The sequence below is a fragment of the Candidatus Methanoperedens sp. genome (assembly GCA_027460535.1).
Taxonomy (GTDB): Archaea; Halobacteriota; Methanosarcinia; order Methanosarcinales; family Methanoperedenaceae; genus Methanoperedens.
The window spans coordinates 70476-93521 of the sequence record JAPZAR010000006.1 but is presented as its reverse complement, the minus strand read 5'-3'; the positions used below and the strand labels follow the sequence as shown (position 1 = coordinate 93521).

27 protein-coding genes and 1 tRNA gene are annotated in these 23046 nt (G+C 44.5%); 9 read left to right on the top strand and 19 right to left on the bottom strand.

Annotated elements, in window-relative coordinates; all coding sequences use genetic code 11:
• Positions 1–38: 38 nt before the first annotated feature.
• Positions 39–233: a DUF1059 domain-containing protein gene (locus tag O8C65_01565; GenBank protein ID MCZ7355596.1), complete on the bottom strand. Its 195-nt coding sequence runs from the start codon at positions 231–233 to the stop codon at positions 39–41.
• 294 nt (positions 234–527) lie between these two features.
• Between O8C65_01565 and O8C65_01560 the strand changes: the two genes are divergently transcribed.
• Positions 528–1283, top strand: coding sequence for a 3-oxoacyl-ACP reductase FabG (locus tag O8C65_01560; GenBank protein ID MCZ7355595.1), 756 nt, complete (start codon positions 528–530; stop codon positions 1281–1283).
• Positions 1284–1301: 18 nt separating this feature from the next.
• Here the strand turns inward: O8C65_01560 and O8C65_01555 are convergent, their stop codons facing one another.
• A complete protein-coding gene (locus O8C65_01555; GenBank protein MCZ7355594.1) occupies positions 1302–1439 on the bottom strand; it encodes a hypothetical protein in 138 nt (45 codons plus the stop codon).
• Positions 1440–1571: 132 nt separating this feature from the next.
• On the opposite strand from O8C65_01555, the gene O8C65_01550 reads away from it, so the two are divergent.
• Positions 1572–1802, top strand: coding sequence for a hypothetical protein (locus O8C65_01550; protein MCZ7355593.1), 231 nt, complete (start codon positions 1572–1574; stop codon positions 1800–1802).
• A gap of 352 nt (positions 1803–2154) precedes the next feature.
• On the opposite strand, the gene O8C65_01545 is transcribed toward O8C65_01550, so the two are convergent.
• From O8C65_01545 to O8C65_01535, 3 genes are all read right to left on the bottom strand, one after another.
• Positions 2155–2658, bottom strand: a complete 504-nt coding sequence (locus tag O8C65_01545) for an L-2-amino-thiazoline-4-carboxylic acid hydrolase (GenBank protein MCZ7355592.1) — start codon at positions 2656–2658, stop codon at positions 2155–2157.
• A 284-nt stretch (positions 2659–2942) separates the two neighbouring features.
• Positions 2943–3092 (bottom strand): hypothetical protein, encoded by a 150-nt coding sequence (locus O8C65_01540; protein ID MCZ7355591.1) that lies wholly within the window; start codon positions 3090–3092, stop codon positions 2943–2945.
• Positions 3093–3192: 100 nt separating this feature from the next.
• A complete protein-coding gene (locus tag O8C65_01535) occupies positions 3193–4020 on the bottom strand; it encodes a hypothetical protein (GenBank protein MCZ7355590.1) in 828 nt (275 codons plus the stop codon).
• A gap of 262 nt (positions 4021–4282) precedes the next feature.
• On the opposite strand from O8C65_01535, the gene O8C65_01530 reads away from it, so the two are divergent.
• The gene (locus tag O8C65_01530; GenBank protein MCZ7355589.1) at positions 4283–4885 is read left to right on the top strand and encodes a hypothetical protein; all 603 of its coding nucleotides are present in this window, start codon (positions 4283–4285) and stop codon (positions 4883–4885) included.
• A gap of 151 nt (positions 4886–5036) precedes the next feature.
• Here O8C65_01530 and O8C65_01525 read toward each other — a convergent pair whose 3' ends face one another.
• From O8C65_01525 to O8C65_01515, 3 genes are all read right to left on the bottom strand, one after another.
• Positions 5037–5975 (bottom strand): SDR family oxidoreductase, encoded by a 939-nt coding sequence (locus O8C65_01525; GenBank protein MCZ7355588.1) that lies wholly within the window; start codon positions 5973–5975, stop codon positions 5037–5039.
• Between the two features lie 213 nt (positions 5976–6188).
• The gene (locus tag O8C65_01520) at positions 6189–7577 is read right to left on the bottom strand and encodes a hypothetical protein (GenBank protein ID MCZ7355587.1); all 1389 of its coding nucleotides are present in this window, start codon (positions 7575–7577) and stop codon (positions 6189–6191) included.
• Positions 7578–7741: 164 nt separating this feature from the next.
• Positions 7742–7815, bottom strand: a tRNA-Val gene (locus O8C65_01515).
• A gap of 94 nt (positions 7816–7909) precedes the next feature.
• Here O8C65_01515 and O8C65_01510 point away from each other — a divergent pair.
• Positions 7910–8350: a DUF296 domain-containing protein gene (locus O8C65_01510; protein MCZ7355586.1), complete on the top strand. Its 441-nt coding sequence runs from the start codon at positions 7910–7912 to the stop codon at positions 8348–8350.
• Positions 8351–8365: 15 nt separating this feature from the next.
• Here the strand turns inward: O8C65_01510 and O8C65_01505 are convergent, their stop codons facing one another.
• Positions 8366–8671, bottom strand: a complete 306-nt coding sequence (locus O8C65_01505; GenBank protein MCZ7355585.1) for a ribonuclease P — start codon at positions 8669–8671, stop codon at positions 8366–8368.
• Between the two features lie 293 nt (positions 8672–8964).
• On the opposite strand from O8C65_01505, the gene O8C65_01500 reads away from it, so the two are divergent.
• From O8C65_01500 to O8C65_01490, 3 genes are all read left to right on the top strand, one after another.
• Positions 8965–9372, top strand: coding sequence for a hypothetical protein (locus O8C65_01500; GenBank protein ID MCZ7355584.1), 408 nt, complete (start codon positions 8965–8967; stop codon positions 9370–9372).
• A gap of 254 nt (positions 9373–9626) precedes the next feature.
• A complete protein-coding gene (locus tag O8C65_01495) occupies positions 9627–10697 on the top strand; it encodes a radical SAM protein (protein ID MCZ7355583.1) in 1071 nt (356 codons plus the stop codon).
• Between the two features lie 748 nt (positions 10698–11445).
• Positions 11446–12084 (top strand): hypothetical protein, encoded by a 639-nt coding sequence (locus tag O8C65_01490; protein MCZ7355582.1) that lies wholly within the window; start codon positions 11446–11448, stop codon positions 12082–12084.
• A 22-nt stretch (positions 12085–12106) separates the two neighbouring features.
• Here O8C65_01490 and ubiA read toward each other — a convergent pair whose 3' ends face one another.
• The gene (ubiA, locus tag O8C65_01485; GenBank protein MCZ7355581.1) at positions 12107–12982 is read right to left on the bottom strand and encodes a putative 4-hydroxybenzoate polyprenyltransferase; all 876 of its coding nucleotides are present in this window, start codon (positions 12980–12982) and stop codon (positions 12107–12109) included.
• Between the two features lie 44 nt (positions 12983–13026).
• Between ubiA and O8C65_01480 the strand changes: the two genes are divergently transcribed.
• The gene (locus O8C65_01480; GenBank protein MCZ7355580.1) at positions 13027–13791 is read left to right on the top strand and encodes an ATP/GTP-binding protein; all 765 of its coding nucleotides are present in this window, start codon (positions 13027–13029) and stop codon (positions 13789–13791) included.
• A 40-nt stretch (positions 13792–13831) separates the two neighbouring features.
• Here the strand turns inward: O8C65_01480 and O8C65_01475 are convergent, their stop codons facing one another.
• From O8C65_01475 to O8C65_01460, 4 genes are read right to left on the bottom strand one after another with little or no spacing between them, the layout of a single operon-like run.
• Entirely contained in the window at positions 13832–14389 is a 558-nt protein-coding gene (locus tag O8C65_01475) for a hypothetical protein (GenBank protein ID MCZ7355579.1), read from the bottom strand.
• A 13-nt stretch (positions 14390–14402) separates the two neighbouring features.
• Positions 14403–15749 carry a DUF835 domain-containing protein gene (locus tag O8C65_01470; protein MCZ7355578.1) on the bottom strand — a complete coding sequence of 449 codons (1347 nt, stop codon included), beginning with the start codon at positions 15747–15749 and terminating at the stop codon, positions 14403–14405.
• Positions 15750–15788: 39 nt separating this feature from the next.
• On the bottom strand, positions 15789–17252 hold the full coding sequence (locus tag O8C65_01465) for a menaquinone biosynthesis decarboxylase (GenBank protein MCZ7355577.1): 1464 nt from the start codon (positions 17250–17252) through the stop codon (positions 15789–15791).
• Positions 17252–17503 (bottom strand): hypothetical protein, encoded by a 252-nt coding sequence (locus O8C65_01460; GenBank protein MCZ7355576.1) that lies wholly within the window; start codon positions 17501–17503, stop codon positions 17252–17254. The genes O8C65_01465 and O8C65_01460 overlap by 1 nt, the downstream gene beginning before the upstream one ends.
• A gap of 794 nt (positions 17504–18297) precedes the next feature.
• On the opposite strand from O8C65_01460, the gene O8C65_01455 reads away from it, so the two are divergent.
• Positions 18298–18585: a NifU family protein gene (locus O8C65_01455; protein MCZ7355575.1), complete on the top strand. Its 288-nt coding sequence runs from the start codon at positions 18298–18300 to the stop codon at positions 18583–18585.
• A 23-nt stretch (positions 18586–18608) separates the two neighbouring features.
• Here the strand turns inward: O8C65_01455 and O8C65_01450 are convergent, their stop codons facing one another.
• From O8C65_01450 to O8C65_01430, 5 genes are all read right to left on the bottom strand, one after another.
• Positions 18609–19445 (bottom strand): tyrosine-type recombinase/integrase, encoded by an 837-nt coding sequence (locus tag O8C65_01450; protein ID MCZ7355574.1) that lies wholly within the window; start codon positions 19443–19445, stop codon positions 18609–18611.
• Between the two features lie 79 nt (positions 19446–19524).
• The gene (locus O8C65_01445; GenBank protein ID MCZ7355573.1) at positions 19525–19704 is read right to left on the bottom strand and encodes a hypothetical protein; all 180 of its coding nucleotides are present in this window, start codon (positions 19702–19704) and stop codon (positions 19525–19527) included.
• A 305-nt stretch (positions 19705–20009) separates the two neighbouring features.
• The gene (locus O8C65_01440; GenBank protein ID MCZ7355572.1) at positions 20010–22157 is read right to left on the bottom strand and encodes a hypothetical protein; all 2148 of its coding nucleotides are present in this window, start codon (positions 22155–22157) and stop codon (positions 20010–20012) included.
• A complete protein-coding gene (locus tag O8C65_01435) occupies positions 22090–22395 on the bottom strand; it encodes a hypothetical protein (GenBank protein MCZ7355571.1) in 306 nt (101 codons plus the stop codon). The genes O8C65_01440 and O8C65_01435 overlap by 68 nt, the downstream gene beginning before the upstream one ends.
• Entirely contained in the window at positions 22358–23035 is a 678-nt protein-coding gene (locus tag O8C65_01430; protein ID MCZ7355570.1) for a hypothetical protein, read from the bottom strand. The genes O8C65_01435 and O8C65_01430 overlap by 38 nt, the downstream gene beginning before the upstream one ends.
• Positions 23036–23046: the final 11 nt, after the last annotated feature.

Genomic DNA, 23046 nt, shown 5'->3' with positions numbered 1-23046 from the left:
AACACGCCGATATAAAAATATGGGTAGGCAACACCTGCCTACACCTTCCTTGCCATTTTGAGGATGTCTTGCCTGGAGACATCTTTTTTATGTATTTTCTTAACATGCTGCTGGGTGACCGAAACGAGCTCATCGTCACTCTCCGTGCGAAGCATGAAAGGGCAGTCTATCCCTGCTGATTTGCAATCAACTTCCTTGGCCATTTTGTCACCCCCTTTGACTTCAATTGGCAACAATAAAATCTTATGAAAGTGAATACACTTAAAGTTTTCTATGGCTAAGAAGTCTGTCTTCCAACAGCATATCCTCCATTTTCTGGAACCCACTCGAACCATCTTTTTTTCTTTTTGTCCAACTCTTGCTCACCAATCGAAGTTTCAGGGGCCATATAAGCATTCTTTTCTAAAGCGAGACTCCAGCAAACTTTTATATGATATAATATAGAATTCTTATTGGGGGTTCGATATGAAATCTGATTTAATCACAAAAGATTTGATAGAAATGAATATTATTCGTGGAGGTAGTTCATGAAGCTGAAAGGCATGGTTGCAGTGGTTACAGGCTCTGGGACAGGGATTGGCCAGGCGATTGCCGCATATTTTGCGGCAGAAGGTGCCTCCGTCACGGTCAATTGCCATGAGCGGAAGGCTCAGGAGACAGTGGACAGAATAAAGAAGGTGGGAGGGAAGTATACCGTAGTGCAGGCTGATGTCTCAAATGCCAATGAGGTTGATCGACTGATCGGTAAGACAGTTGAAAAATTCGGCAGACTCGACATACTTGTTAACAACGCGGGAATTTTCAGATTACATCTTGCCCATGAGACGAGCGAAGAAGAATGGGACTCGGTAATAGATGTTAATCTGAAGGGGGCTTTTCTTTGCTCAAAACGTGCAATACCCGAAATGCTAAGAAATGAAAATGATGGAATCAAGGGCAGGATCATCAATATAGCCTCTGTCGCCGGGATAGTAGGCTTTCCTGCAAGTCCTGCATACTGCGCATCAAAAGGAGGATTAATATTATTGACAAAAGAGATGGCACTGGATTATTCGCCCCATATCAATATCAATGCCATCTGTCCTGGAGTGATCGAGACCACTATGACCTCGGATCTTCTCAAAGACGAGGCGACCAGAAAGGATCTCATGTCTGCTACTCCGGCGGGAAGAGCTGGAAGACCAGAGGAAATTGCGGGTGCAGCGGTATTTCTTGCGTCCCATGATGCAGATTTCATCACCGGGGCCTCGCTTGTCGTTGATGGAGGATGGACGATAAAATAATCGCTTCCTTTCCACGCTTTAACCGGATCTTTTTTCTCTGGAAGCAACATGACCTCCATCGGCATCAGCCAATCTAATAATCGTATCCTTCAAATTTTTTAGCCCGAATTCCCTATTATCCGCGCGCAGGATTTCTCTATAAAATGGTTCACCCATTCTCGCACATCCACCTGTTGTACACGGTTAGTTCCTGAGCATCAACATCAATTTACTGCTTTTGTCCAATCTATAGTAATCAATGTAACCAATTTTGGAAACCTATTTGGCAAGACAGGCTGAATTAGATTCATGGAAGAAATCACTATCCATCTGCCTCAAGATTTAGAGGAAGGCATAGAGAATTTGGTATCACGGGGGATCTACAAGGAAAAGGAAGACGCCATTATCGCCTTGATAAGAGCCGGCATGATGGCATTGAAAAAGAAAGAATTAAAGACAGGTGTTCATCCATTTCCAGAATATCCCCCACCACTTACGCCTCCGGAGAAATGGCCAGACATCTATGAATTCAAGAAGTGAATTGATTCGCTGTCCCGCGGTTCGCCAGGGACAGATGCCTTGACAAAAATAGTTCATGAATGGATTCAAGCCCGGGCGGGAACCAAATCCATAGTTAATCCGCACATGGCTTTACCCATGTTTGGCATTTCTATATCATTCCGGGCTTACAGGCCATAGTAAGTCCAGACATGATCAACCCGGTTTGCTCTCCAATATTACATTTTCACATTAATGATATTAATAGATTTTGGTTATCAGAACCGATAACTCATTTGAATACTAAAATCCATATCAAAAAGCCAAATTTTATACGACCAAGACTAATATTAAAACTGGGGAGTAAAATGCCCTAAAGTTGCTTCTCCAGGAGTCAGACATTATTCTGGCGTTCGATGACCATCTCACATGACCTGTCTCCGCTGCACATGTTAGCGTTTAATTTGTGGGTGTATTTGGGATTCAGGTTCTCAACAGCTGATCTATTAAATGTCACACATGCTCTCAGGGCAACTGTTTCCGGATCTAAACCCATTTCCCTTGCCCTGTTGAGCATAGGACACTCAACTACCCTTCCCACGACCCTTTCTTTTGACTCCTCTAACATCTCGAATCTGAATTCAGGTCCGTACAGGGTCATTCCTGCAATCCTGAAAATATCGCTGACCTCTTTTGCATTCCTTGAGGGCAGACCCATTGCTGTTGCAAAGTTCTTCAATTCCTTGCCCAATTCGATCCATAGCGGTTGCTCGATCTCATCATACTTTTCACCAAGAACTTTCCGAAAGTGCATGTCATACATAAGCGGCATGGCACTTGCTGATTTTGCCGCGATCTCCCATCTTTTCTCTAAAGGAATATCTTCGATACTTGCCATCTTTCTAACCTCCACGCAATATATTTTTTGAAGCCTTAATAGTATATGATTTTCAGTATTACTAATATCTTAGGGTAACCACGGCTGTGGGATAGAATTAAGCAGGGTACAGATTTAACAAATTATGCCAGATGCCAGTGCAGGTTAAAGCAGTACCAATCCGATCATCCCTTTTTGTCCCACTTTCCACCCGAACCATCTCTTATCCGCCGAAAATCCAGATTCAGAATTATTTCTCAAATAATATTGTTCAAGGTATGGAATTGTATTATCCACAAACTCCTTCATCGTATCCTTCCATTTCCTCTCAATGTCGCATTTTTCCTTGGAATGACATAGACCCTGGCATTCCCGAATCTATCAACATAAGATGGTAGGCTGTAATTTTTATCAAGCCTCACTCTATCGATTCTTACGTCAATGTGTTTTAGCATTTCCATCGCTCTATCAAAAGCTTCATCCCCATATTTACGGAAAAAGCAAAATAAAAAAAAGATAACCTCTTCAATCCGGAAATCAAGAGTATTATGTTTGTCAACTCTTTCCTTTTCTGAATACCAGAAGAAGAAGTCCGGCAAGAAATACGAAGAGAATTGTCAATAAAGAGTAGTCACCAGATTTTGAGGGAAGCCCAGACTGGGGAATGTCGGTTATATTTATAGTACCTGCATTAGAAATCCCCATGAATTCATCAGTTCCCATGACCTTATTCTCCGATACTATAGCGCCATATAAAGAAAATCTGCCGTAGGCGCTCATAGGTAACTTTATTTCAGTTTCATATGACCCTTCATGGGTGCGGTTAACGGGATATTCAAGGCTACTGCTATCTTTTGCAAGCACTACCTTAACGGGCATGCTGGTATCCGGGATAACTTTGACTTTGATATGCAGCGAGCCTCCGGGAGCGACTGTAGTCCTGTCCGGTGAAATAGTAATTTTATTTTGAGAGAAAACCACGGGTTTGAAGGCCACCATGTCTCCCTGATAGAATACTGCATAGATGTAGGTGCCAGGGATGGTAACCACATATGCAGGCATGATCATTTCAGCCTTTCCCCCGGTATAATAAACCATGTTGTTCCAGAGGAAATCTTCTTTCATATCCAGAAGCGAGAGCTGGAAGCTATTTATATCCGTGACATTAACACTTATGTTAACAGGCTCACCGATAAGATACGCGCCCACATCTTGTAGTTCATAGTTCTTATCTTGATATGTCACTGTCCTGTCAGGAGTATCAACGGTATTGTCAAGAGAGATTACTGTGGTTGCAGATGCCGGGATGATGGAGAAAAAAAGAATTGCAAGGGTCATGGAAAATATTGCGATGCCCAGCGGCTTGTTATTAAAGAACCACATTTTTAGAGCCTCCCGGGAATCACATTCTTTTACATATGTGATAAAACTATCGTCTCGATACATGGGGATTATCATTATAATTAATATAATATTTATAATAGTTATACCGATGAGTATAAATAGTAAAGAGCTGTATTTGATTTTAGTGGATTAAGGTGGAGCTTTCATATTTTCGAAGTAAAAGGAGATTAATATGTATAAAAAGTATAACAATTTATCGCGGTCTGTTTTAACATTTTTGGTTTTATCTCCGATTTTAATAATGGTAATGTTGGTGCCTGCGCAGGCTCCTGATCAAGGTATAAAACTGAGCATAGAGCCGCATGTTACCGTCGTTAGTTCTTCTGATCATGAATATCAAGCCAACATGCAAGCAGAAAGCGCCCCTCCTGGCGGATTTTTTTTCCTTAATGCAACAATTCCAAAGGGTTATTCGTTCGGTCTTCCCTCGCCGGGCAAAACAGTCATCAAATACACCTGGTTCAATAAGATGAATAAATCTAAAGTAATAATCTATATAATTTCAAACAACACAGCAAATGAAACCGTTGATGTAAGATTTTCAACGGATTCCGGTCATACTTATAGAACCAAGAGAGGTCTACTTATGACGAACATGGTCATCGGTACTACTTCTCTCAAATTTACCAAGCCAACTTCTGGCACCCCTGGTTACCTCAACCTTTCTCTCGGTGGAATAGCAGGTCCCATATTGAGTCACGAAATGGTAAAAGTAGAGTTGTCTAAAGGCACGCTCACCAGCCCCAGAGTCGCTGGCAAATATACATGGCTCCTTGAAGCAAAGAATAGTCCTGCAGGCACCCCATTCACCGCGTCTGATGTTGTGGAAGTTAAAAAAAAGTAAATTAATATCTCAATAAGCTTTCCGGGTAGTAAAGTGGTCTTAATATCCAGACACCATATATGCGCCGGATATTGGGGGCCGCCTGCTGATCAAATCTTTGATCGCATTCCTCACTTGAGACCCCCGAATATGTTTTCCCGTTCAGAATATTTCAGATGGTTTCATTACTGTACCATCTTATTGTTTCCCTTAACCCATCTTTCAGCGAATACGCGGGTTCGTAGCCGAAAGACCTGGCTTTTGATATATCGGCCCAGCTGTGTTTTATTTCCCCTTCTCTTTGCCCTTCGTGGAAGGGCTTGATATCTTTCCCCCATAGATCATTTATTTTATCAGCCAGTTCGAGTATCGTTATCCCATTCCCTCCCCCTATATTGAACTCCCCGGTAACCCCGGTTTTTGATGCCAGGATATTCGCCCTTACCACATCCCTGACGAAAACGAAATCCCTTGTCTGGAGCCCATCCCCATATATCACCGGCGGTGTATCGCCCATTACTTTGCTTATGAACTTCGGTACGACTGCGGCGTACTCGGAATTCGGATCCTGGCGCGGCCCATAAACATTGAAATATCGAAGAGATGCCACTGGTATGTCATATATCTCGGTAAAAACCCTCCCATAATATTCGCCTGTGAGCTTGGCTACTGCGTAGGGGGATTTAGGGCATACCGCCGCCATTTCACTAACCGGCATAGCATTTGCATCTCCATAAACTGCACAGGAGGATGAGTAGACCACCTTCCTGACATCATGGTCCCTGGCAGCGATCAGCAGGTTCAGAGTCCCGTTAATATTGACTTCATTGCTTGATATGGGGTCTTTTATGCTCTCTGGAACGCTTGGTTTGGCTGCGAGATGAAAGACATAGTCAATGCCCTCCGATATTTTTTGCAGCAATTCGAGGTCGGTAATGCTTCCCCGGATGAACTTGAAATTGTCTTTCCCGGTAAGCTTTTTAATGTTTTCACCCTTTCCCGTGGAGAGGTCATCCAGGACAACAACCTCGTTTTCCAAGGCCAGTTCCTCTGCCAGATTGCTCCCTATGAAACCTGCACCCCCGGTAATCAACACTTTCTGGTTCTTCATTGGTTACCTTTTGCGTCAGAGAAATATTTAAATACTGTGGATTCAACCTGTAAAGAAACAGCTGTTTAATCCTTAAAAAAAGAGCCCGCTGGGAAGCTTCATCACATATTATCGAATCACTTTTTTGAGGTTGTTCGACTGACAGCGTTTCTGCCTTTGAGTGCGTTAATGATATTTCTCGATTTTCTTCTCAACTCCAGCGGCCCAAGTGACTCAGTCCGGGACTGACTTCAGATACTCGACAATGTCATTCTCTTCCTGTGAGGTCAGGTTCAGTTTAAAGAAGCTGTTGTAGTGATCTACCACATCCCTAAGAGTGGCAAAGCGACCATCATGGTAGAAGCCACCTTTCTGATGAGTCCAGAGTCCCGCTAGCGGAGATGTGCGATAACTTCGATCAGGCGCTCTATTAGCCTGGAAATCGTCGATACCGATTTCACTGGGCTTGTGCATATTCCAGCCTGGCTCCGTCCACAGAGGCTCGATGTGGCACTTGCCGCAACCGGCCTTCCCTCCAAAGAGTTCGTCCCCCCGCTTAGCTGCCTCCTCGTTGAAACTGCCTGAAGGTGGCTTGGGAGCGGGAATGGAAAGCTGGTAGAACTGAAGGGCAGGAAGCTTTGAAGTAATCATATCCTGGTCAGGATCGATAGTCACATGACCAAACCTATTAGCAGCAGCTATCGGGAACTGAGATGCATTATCCAATCGAGGGTCAAAGAAATTCCCCTTACCGTGCATCTCCAGATTGGCGACGAATGCATTCCAGTGTGGTACGGAACCCCATCCTGTCCAGGTATGAAGGTTCACGCCTGCAAGACCGAACGCTGGCGGGATCAGTGTGGCTCCTGACTTTCCATCCGGACGGAAAGCTTTGGCGGGACCATCCATGAAAAGCTCTGCATCGAATTTCCCTGGACCCCAACTGTTGAGTACTTTTCGCACTGTAGCTTCAGGAACGCCCAGAATTTTGGCTACAGATGTAAGATCGGGGGAAAGATTTACAACTGCTCCAACGTTAAGATCGCGGTTTGCCCAGCCATCCAGGCGGTGGCCAATGCCCGGAGAGAACGAATCATCTACTGTTGAGTGGCAAAGAGCACATGTAATTCCAATTGAACTGAGTTTTCCAGAATTATCAAATGAACCATTAACTCCAACAACAGCGTTCAGCTTAAGAAGCGCAAGCGTAGTGGCCGGGTCATCCAGATTGACTTTGCCAGCTTTCAGATTATCAACCAGTTCTTTCGGAAGCGCATCCATATCGACTTTTAAACCTACAGCTAAAGCTGTTTTCGGGCTCACGCCCGGTCCCACGCCACCATTAGCCGTGCCTGCGATGGCCTGATGCAGCTTAAGAGAATCGCCCCAGAAGGCTTCATCGCCGAAAGTGTCAAAACGAAAGATTTGCCTGCCCTGTTCCATCATCGTTTTGGCATTTTGATCTATCATGCGATCGTTTTCAGTGGACTGCTGGACAGCAATTGTTTCGTTTACTGTTGGTTTGGGCGCAGCGGATTGATTTGGGCCCACGCAACCAGCCGCGATCAACCCGGCAATGATTAGCAGCGACACTAAAACATAAGTAACCTTTTTATTTCTCATGAAATTTCCTCCACTCTCTTTAAATTAGACTTTATGCAAAAGTAATAACTTATGCATTACCCTTGATATTTGTTTCTCATTAATAATACATAAATCTTATCATTTTCGAAGGAAGTACCTATTTGTACCTTAATTACAATGCTTGAACAAGTAGAACTGGCAAATGGGCCCGCGGAGATTCGAACTCCGGATCCCCGCCATGTAAAGGCGATGTCATAACCGACTAGACCACGGGCCCTCCGGGCTTACATGTTCTTTGGAGTATATAGTTTTTATTAGTTGCGACTTGCAAAAATCACAAGGTTTAAAATAAACCAGATGTAAATCAGTGCATGGATTATCGAAAGGGTTCAATTGGCAGGGTATTTATGGTCAGGGTTGACCATGGCGAAGATTTGCTAAATGAGTTAACGGGTCTGGCGCTCAAGGAAGATATAACATTAGCTTTCTTCATGGTGATCGGGGCAATGGGAGAGGCAAAGCTGGTTACAGGACCACGTGAGAAATCTGTTCCGCCAGACATAGTCTGGTCTGAATTTAGTGACGTGAGAGAGATCATCGGAGCTGGCAATATATCCATGGAAAACGGCTCCCCTAAAATACACCTTCATGCAACGGCAGGCAGCAGCAAAGGACTGACAATGGGCTGTATCAGAAAAAAGGCAGAGGCGTTCATGGTGCTTGAGGTTTTTATTATGGAATTGGATATCCAGGCAGAAAGGATGTTCAATGAAAAGATAGGATTTTCCCAGATAACATTCAAAAAACCGTAAATTGATGCCTTTCCTTCAAGCATGATAAGGGCGTCTCATCTGCTTTCCACAGGCTGTACAGGTCGTTGCAATATGGGTTCCCTGGAGTCTTGTGCGTGCAGTTACCCCCTGGACCAGATAAGCATGGCAGTGTTTGCAAATTCGCGGTTTCAGCCCTTCCGGGATTCTGACGCGGTATCTCATCCCTATGCGCCTTGCCAGCCTCACATACCTGTCGCTGCGCTCGGGATGCGTTCTGAATTCCTGGCCAGCAAGCTCAAAAAGCCTGACGATTCGCTGGTGCGCCATGTCCTTTGCCCAATCTTTCTGTTTTTTGCGCATGAGGTTTAATGAGTGTGGAATTACAAATAGATGCGGGGTGAAATTAAGGTCTTCAGATGCCACAAATTTTCATCGGTCGAATTTATTGAGATTGAAGTAGAAGGGACTTTTGGATTTTGGGTAACATCGGTGAAATAATAGGTTCTGTTTTACAATTATAATACCGAAAGATATTTACATGCTCATGACAATTTGTATTTGAGCGGGATCTAGAATCCATTATGTGGTGGTAATTTCAAGAATAATCACCAACGGCAAGGTGAAAGAATCCCGATGAGAGTGGAGTGATAAGTATGGATAAACAAAAAAGGATCAGTATAACCATCCCTGTGCGATCTATTGGACTGAAGCGTTTTGTTGAAAAGGCAATTAAAAATGATGAATTTTTCTTGTTTGCCCTTGAGAACCCTCTTGGAGCCATGAAGGAATGTGGCGTTAAACTTGATGCATCATCATTCCATCCGAAAGATTTTGCCGCTTTCTTTGGGGCTTTATCAGGTGTTAAGGAAATGGTCAGGAAGAAAAATATAAAGAACTTAACATTCGAAGGCATATTCGGTCAGGCAGCTGTTATACGTGGGACACATCTGATGGCTGAGACGACAAAGGGATTTTATAAAGATTGGGAAATAGGCGCATATTCCCAAAAACAGGTTCTTTCAACGAGTGATAAATATTTCGAGGTCGATAGGAAATTATAGGAAATACATTTGCAGATCCCAGTAAAGAGACAAGTTCGGGTTCGGATAAGCAATGGGACAAACAGGATGCTATCAGAAACAGAGAAAGTACTAATGGCTGGAACAAGAATTTTGACAAAGCTGGCTTGGGAGATATTTTTGGAGGTCCTCTGATCTATCCCGAAGACCTGGCAGCCCTTGCTGCAAGAATAGAGACTTTTACGGAAATTGCCGAAGAAGTTGAATAATGATAACTAGCATTAAAAAGATGTTCAGTGAGAGATGATATGCTTTCCAGCCTTGTCTTTTCCACCACATACCAGTGCCCGATAAGCTGCAGGTACTGCGGGGCAGAGTGCGGTCCAGAGCATACAGAACGTCTTTCTCTAAAGGATATGATCGAAATAGTGGATGAGGTATATTCTTTTGGAAAACTGGAACTGGTAGTCTTTACGGGAGGCGAGCCTTTTCTTCTTGGGGATGATCTCCTCGATAGTGTAAAATATTGTGCCAAAAAGGGACTCTTAACAAGAATAGTTACAAATGCGTTTTGGGCAAGAACGCCTGAAGTGGCAAGAGACACCATGAAGTCATACAAAGAAGCAGGGTTAAAGGAAATAAACCTCAGCTGCGACGATTATCATCAGGAGTTCATACCCCTTGAAAGGATAAAATACGCAAATGATGCTTGCATAGAAGTTGGGCTTCCCTGTCTTATCGGGCATAAAATTATGAAAAACTGCACTATTTCGCTGGATCACCTCGAAAAATTTTTGGGATACAAGCTTTCTCGTTTCGATCCAAAGAAGAAAAATCCAGACAACAATCTGGTCGATACAGGATACACGGTACCTATAGCGGAGAACATGCACCTGATTCCCGACGAGGAAATACTCTATCCTCCATGCGAGAATCACTGGAAAGCTCCGTGTTCGTCCATCCTTAAACGAATTGTAATAACTCCGCGCAAAGAACTTTCTATTTGTTGTGGAATGGTCCCGAGAAAGGTTGAGGAGATTGTTTTTGGCACCCTTGATGAATATAAATTAGAAGAACTGATAATCATGGCGCATAAAGACCTCATCGTTAACTGGCTTGCGCTTGAGGGGCCTTATGGGCTCATGAAGTTTATTCTCAAGAAGAACCCCGATATCCCTTTTCGAAAACAGTATGTTAACAATTGCCATTTATGCAGCGAAATCCTTACGAGAGAAGATTGCAGGGCAGTGCTTTCAGAATTTGGTCATGAAAAAGCCATAGAAATCTCTTTGGAAAGATGCCTTTACGATCATATGCGAACCTCGGAAGAAATTAAGGCTCTTAAGGCGGAAACAGCGCTTACATAGTACCAGCCCTGCCAACTCTCCCGCTCTTTTTTAATATATTCATCGACATCATTTTGTTACTGACGTAGTTGTATCTTATGGTTGTACGATATCTTTACATAAGGCATAGACCCCAACGTTTTTAAAAGAGAGTGTGCGCAAGTGGTGGTTGAGGGAGAGGCGCAATGAATTTGAGGTGAGGAAGATACCGGTGGGGAGGAGGCGCATGGGCTGGCGCAGATGAAGCAGGATTTGGAAGTTTTGATAATAATTCAGACAGAGCGGCGCCGATATGTTACCGAAGCAACCTCCTGTGGACATACGAACCGCAGATAAACGCAGATGAACGCAGATATATAAAGTCTTTCTGGGCGGCGCATTACTCCCGGCGCTCAGGCTGGGTGAAGATGGCTCGGCGGATGCGGTGGAGAGGATGCGCCGGGCGAGTGGAATAGATGCAGGGTGAAATTAAGATCTTAGATGCCACAAATTTTCATCGGGTCGAATTTATTGAGATTGAAGTAGAAGGGATTTTTGGATTCTGGGTAACAACGGTGAAATAACAAGTTCTATTTTACAATTATAATACCGAAAGATATTTACATGCTCATGACAATTTGTATTTGAGCGGGATTGAAAATCCATTATGTGGTGGTAATGTCAAGAATAATCACCAGCGGCAGGGTGAAAGAATCCCGATGAGAGTGGAGTGATAAGTATGAATAAACAAAAAAGGATCTGCATAACCATCCCTGTGCGATCTATTGGATTGAAGCGTTTTGTTGAAAAGGCAATTAAAAGTGATGAATTTTTCTTGTTTGCCCTTGAGAACCCTCTTGGAGCCATGAAGGAATGCGGCGCTAAACTTGATGTTTCGTCATTTGGTCCGAAAGATTTTGCCGCTTTCTTTGGGGCTTTATCAGGTGTTAAGGAAATGGTCAAGAAGAAAAATATAAAGGATTTGACCTTCGAAGGCATATTTGGTGAGGCAGCTGTTATACGTGGAACACATCTGATGGCTGAGACGACAAAGGGATTTTATAAAGATTGGGAAATTGGTGCATATGTACAGAAGGGGACCCTTTCCACGTTTGATACAAATTTTGATGCATCAGGTGTTACTGATCAAGAATCTTATAAGGAAGCTCGAATTCGAATAGAATTTGGGGTTTCCGGAATAATTACATATAAAGAGGCGAGTTCAGAGACAAGAACGTCTCAGAGTAAGGAATGGAACAATAACGACGCAATCACAGAAAAAAGAAGTAATACTGGCATGAACAAGAATTTTGAGAAGGCTGGCTTGCGAGAAATCCTTGGAGGTCCTCTGATCCATCCCGAAGATCTGGCAGCCCTTGCTGCAAGAATAGAGACATTTACGGAAATTGCTGAAGAAGTTGAATACTGATTACTGGTATTAAAAAGATGCGCTATTTCACAAGCACATCCGCCGCCGTAAAAGACAGCAAGCACAGACTCACCGCCGCATTCACATTAAAGAACGCCACAGGGACATTGTTAAAATTATCAACCTTTACCAGCGTATGCTCATACCATATCAGCGCAGCGATGATCACAAGCCCTGCCTTAAAAACCACCCCGAGTTTCAGCACATACATAAGCCCGACAAGCAACGCCACCATCAGAACATGCGCCGCGAACGACAACCCAAGCGCCGCTTTCACCCCGAAAACAGAAGGTATGGAATAAAGCCTGTTCTTTTCATCAAAATCAATGTCCTGCAGCGAATAGATCATATCAAACCCGGCCACCCAGAAAGTGACCGCGAACAGCAGCAGCAGCATTCCAAGCTCCGCAGCGCCGAAAGGAATTGCAAACTCGCCCGTGACTGCAAGCCAGCCCCCTACGGGTGCATATGCAAGGTTGAGCCCCAATACAAAATGCGTCACTGGACTGAACCGCTTCAGATATGGATATATGATCGAAGTAACAGGGATAATGGGTGCCAATAGAAGGCATAGAGGGTTCAATCTGTAAGCAGAATAGAATAGCAGCCCATAAGAAACCAGAATGATTCCCCATACTTCGTATAATTTTATCTTTCCTGAAGGCAACTCCCGGCTGGCGGTCCTGGGATTTTTTGCATCGATATCCTTATCGATAAGATTGTTCAGTGCCATTGCCGCGCTGCGTGCTCCGAGAAACGCAAGCCCTACCCAGAAAAGGATTCGAAGCTCCGGAATTCCCCTGCTTGCAAGGAATGCGCCAAGGTAAGCAAAAGGAATCGCGAAGAGGGTATGCTTGATGACTACAAAATCCGCATATAACTTCAGTTTAGCGAGCATCACAAATCTTTTCTCTTATCACCGATATTATCCCCCTGATACAAATGATTAACCTTTATTTTATCGGTTCGGCAGGAAGCGGCAAGTCATCCCTCACAGGTGCCTATGCTGGCTGGATGGAGAGCAAGGGGTATGATGCGGTAACAATTAACCTTGACCCTGGTATTGAAAACGCGCCTTACGTTCCTGATGTGGATATCAGGGAGTGGGTAAAGTTGCGTGATATCATGAAAGAGCATGGCGTCGGACCTAACGGGGCACAGATCATAGCTGCTGATATGCTTGCAATGAATATCAATGAAATGAAAGAAATAATTGAAAGTTTTGAAGCAGAATACGCTATTTTTGATACCCCGGGCCAGATGGAATTATTTGTCCTGCGGCAATCTGGAAAATACTTGATTGAATCTTTTGGGGCCCAGCAGTCTATCATCGGTTTTCTCTATGATCCCGTCATTTCAAGAAATCCATCCGGTTTTATCTCATTGATGCTTCAAGGAGCCTCTGTCCAGGTCAGATTTAACATTCCTTTTGTAAGTATTCTCACCAAATCAGATCTTCTGAAAGAGGATGAGCGCCAGAGAATATTGAGCTGGAGCAGCGATTCAATGGAACTTGATGAAGCTATCCACAACGAACAACCCACGATGCGCAGCCAATTGAGCATTGAGTTCCTTTCCGCCCTCAGAACATTTGGCGCGGGCCAGACCGTAATCCCGGTCTCATCGACTTATGGTTCAGGTATGGAAGATATATATGCCGCCGCCCAGCAAATATATCATGGCGGCGAGGAACTGAGCAAAGATTGAATAAATCCTACCCACGATCAAAAACGGATAAGAACGACTATTAAGACGTTGTTGTTGAATTTTGTCGCTTTCTCGGAATACTGAGTTTGTCCATCTGGTCGCCGATCATGACGAACAATACTGTCAGGAGCAAGAAGGTTAATACGATTGAATCTGGAGAAGGGGGCGTAGTTCCATTCGCAGCCATCAGGTTCGCCCTCATCGCCATTATCCCACCTATGCACAGTGCAGAGAGGAAACCATTGATTGTCCAGTAAATGTTTTTCCGTCTTGAGATAATCCAGACAAAGAATAATATCAATATGGTGAACCCTATTTTTAAACTCATAACGCCCTCAGCACCAGAGGTAACGTACATGAAACGCACAAAAGGGTTTGTCTCAATCATTGGCCCTGCTTTATCCATCATGTAAACTGCTGTTATACCGTCCCCGATACCATATGCTATGAAAGCAAGTAAAAACAATATATTTTGAATATTTATATTTATTAATATATATTTAATTATCAAACTGGTCACAGGGATATCTTTCGTAAGGATTTGCTGAGGCACATCTCCCTTCAGCTTCACCGGTGGCTCCGTATCCGTCGTCCTCATATTCTAAACATTTTCAAGCCTTTATGTACTCCATACCCTCTTTCACTCTGTTCAGGTCTTCACCCTCCAGGGACGTCGATATGATCACCCGGCTGCCTGTTATTCGTGCTGTATTGTTCAATATCTGGACAAATCCGAGCACATTGTTAAGATCGTTCATGGCGAGCAGGGTATCAACGCCGTCCAGGAGAATTACCCCATTATCGATTTTTTTCATGAAATTGACCAGTATTATTCCCAGACGCCCCAGGTTATTTGGTCTTACACCCATTTCAATGACCTCATCCGATATCCAAACTATCGGGGTCGTTGTGAGACCGTATGTCTCCTTTATTTGTTGCGGTGGAACAGTGGAGGCGATAAGACCGAAAGCACTGCAACTGAGCGCATCCCTAAAGATGTCATAGCCCAGGGCATTCCCTTTCGTAAAGTATGTGAAACCTTTTTTCAGGTTATACTTTGGCTTTGATTCATAACATATTTTATGTTTTTTATTTCTTTTTATGCAGGTAATTATTTCCGGGCAATCGCCACAATCTGAATACCCTTTTTCCCTCAAACAGCCGTAGATCTCGCAGTTGGTGTATCTATCCTTATCGAATCTGCATCCCCTGCAATTATCGTTAAGATATTCGTCGCATAATGTGCACGATGCGCCGCAAAAAGATGTAGGTGAAAGCTCTGGCATTGGTCTTATGAAAAGACCGTACTGATAAACAGTATACGCAAAAAAGATACCCATCACCGCCGGTCCGATAGTTGATAGCTGCAGGTCATATATGCCGAAGAACATGGGAAGTACTATGTTTGCTATGATTGCAGTAAGGATGGCTGCTATAACACCTATCAAAATAAGTTTTGCCTGTTCATGCTCTTTGTATTTACTTGCGTTGTAATATTTCAATAGCAGAAAAATGCCGGCCACGGCAAATATTGTAGAAAAAAGGAAGAACTCCTCTTTTGCCCCCGGGATTGCGGAAAAAATGTTAACTGGAAGTCCTCGCACATCAGAAAACCATATCAGGTACAGCAGGTATACCGATGGTAAGATCGTGAGGTAAGTAAGAGGATTTTTAAAAATTCCTTCAGATTTTGTAAAGGAAAGAGCAAAGAAAACCAGCACGGCCAGTGCAATGATCGCGCTACTTAATTGGATTTTTATGTATAGAATCGCCTCATTCAAAGGTATGTTATTTGCCGCGATCCCGACATTGTAAGTCCCCACTGACCATATGATAAAAACAAGCATGAGAATAGCGAATATCTTATTTGTACGGTCGTGCGGATTTTTTGTGAGAACATAAGTCCCAAGCGCAGTATACAGAAATATGGTAAACAGTGAAATAATTATGTCGAGCATCTAATTACCTTTACGCTTCAAAGATATAAGAATATTGAACTATGTTGTTTTAGTGATAAATCTAATTCCAAGTTCTTCCCATATTGAATCGACACGTGCTTTTACGCCCTCATCCATTTTCAAAGCATCAGGCCATTCCCTGTTGAACCCTTCATCCGGCCCCTTTCGCGTGGCGTCGATACCCATTTTTGAGCCAAGATTGGGAAGAGGCGAGGCATGGTCAAGTGTATCGGTGGGTGCTTTGTCGATTATTACAACATCCTTTGCCGGATCCATGCGTGTGGTTGCTGCCCACAGTACCTCCTTCATGTCCTGCACGTTCACGTCATTATCCAGCACGATTATCGTCTTTGCGAACATCATCTGCCCCATACCCCAGAGGGCGAACATGACCTTTTTAGCATGGCCGGGGTAGCGCTTTTTTATTGAGACTATGCAGAGGTTGTGAAATACTGCCTCTACCGGAAGGTTAATGTCCACGATCTCGGGAAGCTGCGCTCTAATGAGTGGAAGGAATATTCTTTCCGTGGCTTTGCCGAAGTATGCGTCTTCCATCGGGGGTATCCCAACAACAGTGGCGTGGTATATCGGGTTCTTGCGGTGGGTGATGCAGGTTATATGGAACACCGGGAACTCGTCGGCAAGCGAATAATATCCGGTATGGTCCCCGAAAGGCCCTTCGATGTGCCGCTCTTTTGCATCTACGTATCCTTCGAGTACGATTTCGGCATGAGCGGGTACATAGAGGTCGACAGTTTCGCATTTAACAAGCTCCACATTCTTTTTCCTGAGGAATCCAGCTAACATCATCTCATCGATATTGTCCGGGAGCGGCGCAGTGGCTGAGTAGACGACGGCCGGGTCGGCACCTATGGCAACAGCGACATCCATTTTTCCCTCCTTCCCTGCATCCGTATGATCGCGTGCGCCGTGTTTGTGGATGTGCCAGTGCATGCCCGTCGTTTTGCCGTCGTAGACCTGCATCCTGTACATCCCCACGTTCTGCTTCCCGGTTTTTGGATTTTTTGTGAATACAAGAGGGAGAGTGATGAAGCGGCCACCGTCCTCTGGCCAGCATTTCAATATCGGAAAATCATCGAGAGAAAAGCCTTCCTTGAGTGTGACTTCCTTGCAGGGTCCGCTTTTCACATGTTTCGGAGGGAATGAGGTGATCTCTGCAACCTTCGGGATCATTTTAATCCCTTCCCACAGGCTGGAGGGTGCTTCAAATTGCAGGAGGTTATGGATTCTCTCCCCGATTTCGTCCAGGTTATTTACACCAAGAGCAAGACACATGTGTGCCATAGTCCCGAAGGCATTGGCCAACACCGGGACCTTATAGCCCATTACATTCTCAAATAACAGTGCCGGACCGTTGTTTTTTACTGTTCTGTCAAGAATTTCAGTTATTTCAAGCTCTGCGCTGACCTCGGTCGTGATCCGTTTCAACAGACCTTTTTTTTCAAGAACTTCTATAAATTCACGTAAATCTTTGTAAGCCACTATACAACCTCGGCAACACCACTGTCCCCAGGTTCAACAGATTTAATCTTTAACATCGAATTTGCTTTCTTAAGGCAAACCTTGTGGACATATCCAAGCTGTCTCTTTTTCCAGTTCTTCGATTCATCGCTCATCCCTTCCTGAGGTTCGTAGATTATGAGCATGTCCCTGGCGTCTTCGGGAAACATCAGTTTCACAAAATCGTCGCATATCAGGCATTTTTTCCACCGTGTGTATTTTCTCTCAGCCATATACTCTTAATGAGTTACAGAAACATATAAATATTCCGTAACGCTATTTATGGCATATTAATCCGTTACGGAAAATATATCAAAATATTGCGTTACGGGAAAGTCTGATATTATGAAATCTTCAATTTTACGTAATGCGTAAACCTTAAATACTTATTCGTATATATACGAATTATAGTGGGCAGACAAACTATTTTTATATACCACCACCATAAACCCCTCCTGCCCACTAAAATCTTATCTCAGGAAGGTTGGCATTCAAATTGTAAATTTTTCTGTGTTATATACCCGCAAATTATCCAGTTTATCTCGATGGATCGCAATGAAATTCATTTTTTAAAGCAAACGTAAACTATATATACTTTAGTTCGTATATATACGAATTATAGTGGGCAGAAAAACTATTTTTACATACCACCACCATAACCCCCAATTCTGCCCACTAAAATCTTATCTCAGCAAGGTTGGCATTCAAACTGTAAATTTTTCTGTGTTACATACCCGCAAATTATCCAGTCGATCTCGATGGATCGCAATGAGATTCATGGTTTTTACAGCAAACGTAAACTATTTATACTTTAATTCGTATACATACGAATTATAGTGGGCAGAAAAGATTCTTTTTTACCACCACCATAATCCCCAATTCTGCCCACTATCCTCCTTTTCAAACAATATAATTTATTCCGTTACGGTATTTTTAGATATTAATCCCGTTACGGAAAAATCTATACTATATTACGTTACGGCATTGTCATGATGAAAATTATTACGTATGAGGGCAATTATCTATCATGGAATCTGCAGAAACATTGAATGAGATACTGTCCGATTTCCGAAAAAGCCTTCAGGCAGACGGCGGAGATATCGAACTGGTTAATGTTGCAAATGGCATCGTAAAGGTGAGGATCACGAGGACTTCGGTGCCAGTTACATTCAGTAATTTCCTGCGGAAATATAAAACAAGGAAAGGTGTTGGATGCGGAAGATGCCAGATACCTGTAAGTACCATAGCCGCAGCACTGGAGTCAACACTGAAAGAGAAGATGCCCGGGATAATAATGGTCGAAGTGATAAAATAAATCGACTGCGGAGCAATTGATATCTACAATGTATCCAGCGGGCTTTTTATCTTCTTTATCTCTTCCGATGAAACCTGGGTATATATCTGAGTTGTCTGCAGATTGGAATGCCCCAGTAACTTCTGGATTTTCCTGATATCTACACCGTTCTCGAGCAGATGTGTGGCGAACGAATGGCGGAGGGTGTGTACATGCACCGGTTTCTCGATGCCGGCACGTTCCGTTGAGACTTTTATCGCATGCTGGATGCCTCGCGGGGACATTTTCTTTCCGTTAACTGAAAAAATATAACCCTTGCCATCGGCGCGAATTTTTTCCTTGTAATCCATAAGGTCCTTCCTGAACAATTCTGAAACAATAAATATCCTATCCTTTGCGCCTTTTCCCAGGCGCACCCACCCGATTCCGTCGTTCATGTCCATGTCTGAGTATTTCAGGTTAATACATTCCGAAAGCCGGAGCCCTGTGGAGTAAAGAAGCTCAATCAAGAGCTTATGCTTCAGGTTCTGCGTGTTATCCAGCAGATGTTTTATTTCTTTGCGGCTCAGGACCACCGGCAATTTTTTTGACGCCTTCGGTGTCCTTATCATGGAAATATTTTTTCCGAGCATATCAGTGTAAAAAAATTTTAGGGTGGATTTGACCAATGCTATTGAAGCATTTGAAAGTAGATCATCGGCTATTTTGTTTGCAAGGAATTCTTTGATGTCATCTTCGGTTACATCTTCGGGAGGTTTTTTTATATACTCAAGGAATTTAGTGTTATAGAAAAGGTACATCTTTGAGGTCTGCTTTGAGAATCCCCGCAGTTTCATCTCGGTCTCGAGTTTTTTTAATGCTGGAGGCAGGTCATCTGGCATAACAGTCTATATTTTGTTATTCTATGTATATAAAAACTGCGTATAAGGTATATTATACGACATTTTTTCTTCGGGTACCTTAACCACATTCCTGGAAATCGCATAATCCCGAAATAATGAAGTTCCCGGTACCTACACCAAGGCCAACACCCCAGTTTATGGTATGAGTGAAAATATAGATTATGATTATTGCAGACAGAAATCCAAATATTCCGTACGCCAGTTGCATTTTGGGATTGAATTTATATTTTAGGTTCATATTTCGAGGTAATCCTTTGAGTTTATAAACTTATGTTGTGCGCGGTTCTTTTATTCCCAGCATAAAAAAATGATTGTTCAAAGAAACTTCAATCCGTTTTATGGGTAGGAACTATTGGGCCAGGCATAGAAGTCCTGCTATAAATTAAAATAAGAGATTTAAATAAAAATAATCTGACAAACGCCGTTACGGGTATTTTAGTAATTAATTGCGTAACGGAATTTATAGCCAAAACTACCGTTACGGTAAACGAATGAAATATCAACATAACACGGATACCATTGATAATTCTGCATTATCTGCGTTCATCGTATAATCCATCTCTCCAGACTTGCCTGCATATTCCCGTGCATCAACCCGTCCAGCCTCTCTTTCGTATATCCGAATGGCAAAAGGATGCTCTCTGCGGCTCTGAGCAGGTGCTCGTAGTATTTCCCTCGGTCGTACTGCGTGTTCTCATTCACAAGCTCCGCGATCTTAACGCGCTTCATGTAGCTCTTCGAGGCATGGTCCGTGAGCACGTACCTGACGCTCTGACCGGGATGTATCGCAATACCTTCTTTCTGGAACTGCCTGAGAGCAGCCGTATTGTTGTTGGACTGCCTGTACTCCGGAAGTTCGCGGGATACGTGGGCTGTAAAGATCATATCTTCAATGCTGCATTCCCCAGCAAGCACCTTCTTAGAATACTCCCGCAGTATCCTGAGCGCATCGGGGATTGCGCGGTAGAACCCTTCTGCATCCTCAGCGCGCGCAAGGCATGCCAGAATGTCCTCTTGCAGCCTTATCATTAGTGCGGGTGTATCGCTGCGCCTCAACTCTATTCCCCGCACTTTCAACTTCCCGTTCCCCATAACGCCGTAGTAGCGGTTTAGCGCGCCCGTGCCGTTGGATTTATTCGGCAGGAAGACGATCCACTTGAATTCTCCTTTGTATTCAAGCGATATCCCTATGCGCTCGCTGGCGCGCCTGCACAGCTCTTCAACGCCATTACCTTTAACCCACAGGCTGTCCACTATCCCGTGAAGTATCTCAAAGCCCATCTCCTCTGCCAGGTCGATCGTCTGCAGCAGTATCTCGCGGCCGTACGCCGTGATAGATTCGTGGCATTCTATCCTGCCGAAGCGCGCCTTGTTGTAACCCATGTACCCGAAGCTCGTGACAAGGAGCCACTTGAGCAGGTTCTGCTTCATTTCGTATTCCTCTGCCCTCAAAGTATCCTCTCGCGCCAGCTTCCTATATGCCATGCGCCGTTCGATGAGGGGCTTGAGCACCCTGGGTATGAGCCCGATCCGCTTCTCGCAGATGTTATAGCCTGTAAAGGGCACCCGCGTTTTCGAGTCAAGGCAGCATCCGCACAGCACGGTCTCAGGTGAGATGTTCCTGGTGACCATGATATTGGGAAAAAGGGATGCAAAATCAATCTCAGCCGCATTCTCGTGCAGCCCGACCCGCGGCTCTATCACAAGCGCGCCACGGTCGGCTATCAGGAGTTCCAGAGCCGTCTTCCAGTCCTCCGCAAGGTTGCGCTTCCATGGAACTAGAACGCCATCCCTTTGAGCCTGGTTGACCTGCAGCGCCGTCACAGCGCTGCCCGGGCTTATGCGAGACAGGTCTTGCATCGGTATACCCGTGATGCGCGCAAGATCGATTAGCCCTGAAAGGCCGCCTTCCCTGTACATGAACGATGCGCTGTCAAGATGCAGCCTGCCTGAAAGGACGTATCCTTCGGGTTTGTAGATTATCCTGCCGTAGCTGAAGTACGACCTGCCCTTTTTGGGATCCCTGCCGCGCATGCGCCCAAGCTGCATCGGGATGCCAGCGAGTTCGGCCCTGTGGTAGAGATAGGGCAGGTCAAAGCTGTCGCCTCCGTTTGTGGCAATGATATCCGGGTCTTCTTTTGCCACTAGTCTGGAAAGTTCGTCCAGCATCATGTTTTCATCGCTTTCAAGTACGCTTTCTCCCAGGGCAATACTGCCAATAGGGTCGTCCATGGTGGTTATTCCGTGCTGCTTCTTTGGCTTTACCGACAGCTCCATGATCTTAAGATGCGGGATAGTGTAATCCATCGAATACCGGTCATCCATATCCAGATCTGCCATGGGGAACAGGTTTTTCGAAAGCAGGTACTGCCGTGCCGGGTCAAGGTCGATGTTATACAGCATGCATCCGCGCGCCTCGAGCATCCCGGCTATTTCGTATATTGCATCTGTGCTCTTCACCCTCACAGAAATGAGACGCTCCAATCCACCTGAGAGATGCGTTTTTTTATCCTGGAAACCTGTGTCAACAACACCAGGGATGGTAGCTATCAGGGATTTCAGCTCAGAGCCGCCAGTGACATATATTTCAGGATAGTATGTCTCTTTTACAGGCAGGCAGGCATCATTCTTTTTTATCCAGCATGTTACTGTGCTGTCCTCCCGGTTGTACTGCACATCCAGCAGATGCATATACTGCCTCCTGCAGCCTGTTTATCTCTTTTTGCTGCTCGATCAGTATCGACATGAACATCGAGTCCATCGGATCAAGCAGCGGGGCGACAGTTGACGAGGACGCATGTTTGCGGGACATGTTCATGATACGGTCAAATGCGTCCCTGTCACAACCGCGCAGCGCCCTTCGGAAGGCTGTAAGTTCAATGGCTATACTTTCAAGCAGCACCCGAAAGCTCGGCACAGTTCTGCCCATTCGTCTCACCTCCAATGAAATCAGTGACCTTCGTCTGCCCCGGCGGTACAGGCACGTGCATGAACACGTTACCGCCATCCTTCACCTTAACATGGGTTTTTGTCTTTTCGATCCTGATCACTCGATCCGCATTCCCGGCAAGCATCCTGTCTCCCCACCAGTTCCCTCCGAAGCTTGTCACCACGGTAACAAGGCCGGAAGACCGCGTGACATCCCGGAGATTTTTGAGCAGGGGATCGAACAGGCGTTTCCCGTCTTCTGTTGAGAAAAGATTGGACAGGTACAAAACTGCGACCAGTGAAGGAGGCCACCGGAGCGCAGCATCATGCAGCCCGCATATAATGGCATCCATCTGGTACTCTGTAAACGCCCGCGCTACATGGATTCGGGATAGCGCGCTTCTTGTATCCTGGCCAAGCAACTTTACCGACCTTGAAACTGCATACGGATCGAAGCTATTTGCTCCATCTACAAGTATGACGTCATGTCCACCGCACGCTTTAAGCGCGCACAGGCCGAAAAGCGTATCGGTTACGAGCGTGGATGTTCCCTCGATAACTGTTATACATGCAGGTTTGAAACCTGCCGGGTCGATACAGCTTCCGATTAAAGGATTTAATTGTCTGGAAGAGGTGTACATAGTTTTCACCG

Bases quoted from the DNA above. Each gene is read 5' to 3' on its own strand.
- O8C65_01445 (MCZ7355573.1), bottom strand. From the start codon at position 19,704: ATGAACCTAAAATATAAATTCAATCCCAAAATGCAACTGGCGTACGGA.
- O8C65_01535 (MCZ7355590.1), bottom strand. From the start codon at position 4,020: ATGTGGTTCTTTAATAACAAGCCGCTGGGCATCGCAATATTTTCCATG.
- O8C65_01460 (MCZ7355576.1), bottom strand. From the start codon at position 17,503: ATGGCTGAGAGAAAATACACACGGTGGAAAAAATGCCTGATATGCGAC.
- O8C65_01530 (MCZ7355589.1), top strand. From the start codon at position 4,283: ATGGTAATGTTGGTGCCTGCGCAGGCTCCTGATCAAGGTATAAAACTG.
- O8C65_01430 (MCZ7355570.1), bottom strand. From the start codon at position 23,035: ATGTACACCTCTTCCAGACAATTAAATCCTTTAATCGGAAGCTGTATC.
- O8C65_01480 (MCZ7355580.1), top strand. From the start codon at position 13,027: ATGATTAACCTTTATTTTATCGGTTCGGCAGGAAGCGGCAAGTCATCC.
- O8C65_01545 (MCZ7355592.1), bottom strand. From the start codon at position 2,658: ATGGCAAGTATCGAAGATATTCCTTTAGAGAAAAGATGGGAGATCGCG.
- O8C65_01560 (MCZ7355595.1), top strand. From the start codon at position 528: ATGAAGCTGAAAGGCATGGTTGCAGTGGTTACAGGCTCTGGGACAGGG.
- O8C65_01540 (MCZ7355591.1), bottom strand. From the start codon at position 3,092: ATGCTAAAACACATTGACGTAAGAATCGATAGAGTGAGGCTTGATAAA.
- O8C65_01525 (MCZ7355588.1), bottom strand. From the start codon at position 5,975: ATGAAGAACCAGAAAGTGTTGATTACCGGGGGTGCAGGTTTCATAGGG.
- O8C65_01475 (MCZ7355579.1), bottom strand. From the start codon at position 14,389: ATGAGGACGACGGATACGGAGCCACCGGTGAAGCTGAAGGGAGATGTG.
- O8C65_01555 (MCZ7355594.1), bottom strand. From the start codon at position 1,439: ATGGGTGAACCATTTTATAGAGAAATCCTGCGCGCGGATAATAGGGAA.
- O8C65_01455 (MCZ7355575.1), top strand. From the start codon at position 18,298: ATGGAATCTGCAGAAACATTGAATGAGATACTGTCCGATTTCCGAAAA.
- O8C65_01550 (MCZ7355593.1), top strand. From the start codon at position 1,572: ATGGAAGAAATCACTATCCATCTGCCTCAAGATTTAGAGGAAGGCATA.
- O8C65_01450 (MCZ7355574.1), bottom strand. From the start codon at position 19,445: ATGCCAGATGACCTGCCTCCAGCATTAAAAAAACTCGAGACCGAGATG.
- O8C65_01435 (MCZ7355571.1), bottom strand. From the start codon at position 22,395: ATGGGCAGAACTGTGCCGAGCTTTCGGGTGCTGCTTGAAAGTATAGCC.
- O8C65_01505 (MCZ7355585.1), bottom strand. From the start codon at position 8,671: ATGCGCAAAAAACAGAAAGATTGGGCAAAGGACATGGCGCACCAGCGA.
- O8C65_01520 (MCZ7355587.1), bottom strand. From the start codon at position 7,577: ATGAGAAATAAAAAGGTTACTTATGTTTTAGTGTCGCTGCTAATCATT.
- O8C65_01470 (MCZ7355578.1), bottom strand. From the start codon at position 15,749: ATGCTCGACATAATTATTTCACTGTTTACCATATTTCTGTATACTGCG.
- ubiA (MCZ7355581.1), bottom strand. From the start codon at position 12,982: ATGCTCGCTAAACTGAAGTTATATGCGGATTTTGTAGTCATCAAGCAT.
- O8C65_01510 (MCZ7355586.1), top strand. From the start codon at position 7,910: ATGGATTATCGAAAGGGTTCAATTGGCAGGGTATTTATGGTCAGGGTT.
- O8C65_01440 (MCZ7355572.1), bottom strand. From the start codon at position 22,157: ATGCATCTGCTGGATGTGCAGTACAACCGGGAGGACAGCACAGTAACA.
- O8C65_01500 (MCZ7355584.1), top strand. From the start codon at position 8,965: ATGGATAAACAAAAAAGGATCAGTATAACCATCCCTGTGCGATCTATT.